Genomic DNA, 2,178 nt, shown 5'->3' with positions numbered 1-2,178 from the left:
GGCGGCAGCGCCGACAACGTGATCGGCACCTACACGCTGAACCTGTCCAGCGAGGCCCTCAACGGCACCTGGAAGCTGCGGGTCAACGACAACGCCAACTACGACACCGGCTACATCAACAGCTGGAGCGTGACCTTCTGAGATCGCGTTCCAAGCGTGATGTCATGACCTGATCGCAACCGCGAACCCGTCGCCAGGACAGCTACAGGCGGCCGGTCGCACCGGGGCCCGGCTTCGGCCGGGCCCCGCTACTCCGGATCGCACAGGGAGATCCGACCCGGGCCGACGCGCCCGTCCCTTCCCGAATGCGGGGCGCCGCACAAGGCCCCGCATCCGCATCCCAGGAGCTTCGCAATGCAAGGACATATCGCTTCGCTTGCCCTGGTGGCCGCACTGGCCGCCAGCGGTGCCGGCCATGCGCAGACCGCCGACACCCGCCACCACGACCACATCAGCCCGGCGCTGGCCGAGCGCATCGACAGCGACCCGTTCGCGCCGGTCTATGTCGTCACCTCGCAGGACAGCTACCGCACCAGCCTGGCGGCGATCGCCCGCGACCCGACCGGGCTGCGCGACAGTACCGGCAACGCGCTGGTGATCTCGCGCATCCAGGCCCACCAGCTCAGCGACGCCAGCCATCGCATCCACGCCGACGAGCACCGCTGCGGCGGCTTCTTCGCCTTCGCCAGCCTGGACGAGGCCGAGGCCTTCCTCGCCAACGAGCGCAGCGCGCTGGCCCAGCAGACCGTGTTCGCGACCTATACCGTCGACAACCAGGACACGGTCGACCCGTGGCTGCCGCAGGTCAGCGAGAGCAACATCCGCGCCACCATCGACCACCTGTCCACCGCCTACCCCAACCGCTACTACGCCAGCACCCATGGCAAGGCCGCGGCCGAGTGGATCCGCGACACCTGGCAGGCCTTCGGCGCCGGCCGCAGCGACGTCAGCGCCGAGCTGTTCGCCTGTTCCAGCTGTTCGACCCAGCCGTCGGTGATCCTGACCATCGAGGGCAGCGACCTGGCCAACGAGGTCGTGGTGCTCGGCGGCCACCTGGACTCGATCTCCAACAGCGGCAGCGGCAACGCGATGAACGCGCCCGGCGCCGACGACGACGCCTCCGGCATCGCGACCCTGACCGAGGTGCTGCGCATCGCCCTGGCCGATGGCTGGAAGCCGCGGCGCACGGTCAAGTTCATGGGCTACGCCGCCGAGGAAGTCGGCCTGCGCGGCTCCAACGCGATCGCCCAGTCCTTCTCCAGCCAGGGCGTGAACGTGGTCGGCGTGCTGCAGCTGGACATGACCAACTACGCCAGCGGCTCCAGCGTCGACATGCAGTTGATCACCGACTACAGCAACAGCGCCCTGCAGCAGTTCGTGCGCGACGTGTTCGACGAATACCTCGCCCCGCTCGGACTGACCCGCGGCACCTACACCTGCGGCTACGGCTGCTCCGACCACGCCTCCTGGACCAGCGCCGGCTATCCGGCCGCGATGATGTTCGAGGCCGCCTTCAACAACCGCATCCACACCACCTCCGACACCCTGGCCAACATGGGCAATAGCGCCCAGCCCAGCACCCCGCTGGCCAAGCTCGCGCTGGGCTTTCTCGGCGAACTGGCCAAGACCGACGGCGACACCGATCCGCCGCCGCCCGGCAACGAACTGGAGAAGGGCGTGCCGGTGACCGGGCTGGCGGCCACCGCCGGCAACGCCGTCGAGTACACGATGGACGTGCCCGCCGGCGCCTCCAACCTGAGCTTCACGATGTCCGGCGGCAGCGGCGATGCCGACCTCTACGTCAAGTTCGGCAGCGCGCCGACCGACAGCAGCTACGACTGCCGTCCGTACAAGAACGGCAATGCCGAGACCTGCAGCTTCGCCAGTCCGCAGGCCGGCACCTGGCACGTCCGGGTCAAGGCCTACAGCAGCTTCTCCGGGGTCAGCCTGGTCGGCGACTACGGCAGCGGCGGCGGTGGCGACACCCAGACCTACAGCAACACCAGCGACTACACGATCAACGACAACGCCACCGTCGAGAGCCCCATCACCGTGTCCGGTCGCAGCGGCAACGCACCCAGCGACGCCAGCGTGGATGTCGACATCCGCCACACCTACAAGGGCGATCTGAAGGTCGACCTGGTGGCCCCGGATGGCAGCACCTACAACATCCACAAC

Annotated in this window: 2 protein-coding genes and 2 pseudogenes; all 4 read left to right on the top strand. The window is 68.5% G+C overall.

Going from position 1 to position 2,178, the window contains the following annotated elements; all coding sequences use genetic code 11:
- Positions 1–18: 18 nt before the first annotated feature.
- Positions 19–141, top strand: coding sequence for a proprotein convertase P-domain-containing protein (locus FKV24_RS20180; RefSeq protein ID WP_425481565.1), 123 nt, complete (start codon positions 19–21; stop codon positions 139–141).
- A 213-nt stretch (positions 142–354) separates the two neighbouring features.
- Positions 355–1,545: pseudogene (locus FKV24_RS03225) on the top strand (M20/M25/M40 family metallo-hydrolase); the annotation flags it as partial.
- Positions 1,546–1,656: 111 nt separating this feature from the next.
- Positions 1,657–1,962, top strand: a pseudogene (locus FKV24_RS20115) (PPC domain-containing protein); the annotation flags it as partial.
- Positions 1,963–2,052: 90 nt separating this feature from the next.
- A partial coding sequence (locus FKV24_RS19725; protein WP_283016198.1) for a proprotein convertase P-domain-containing protein occupies positions 2,053–2,178 on the top strand: 126 nt, incomplete at its 3' end.

The sequence above is a fragment of the Marilutibacter maris genome (assembly GCF_006546735.2).
Lineage (GTDB): Bacteria > Pseudomonadota > Gammaproteobacteria > Xanthomonadales > Xanthomonadaceae > Marilutibacter > Marilutibacter maris.
This window is presented reverse-complemented; position numbering and strand designations above follow the sequence as displayed.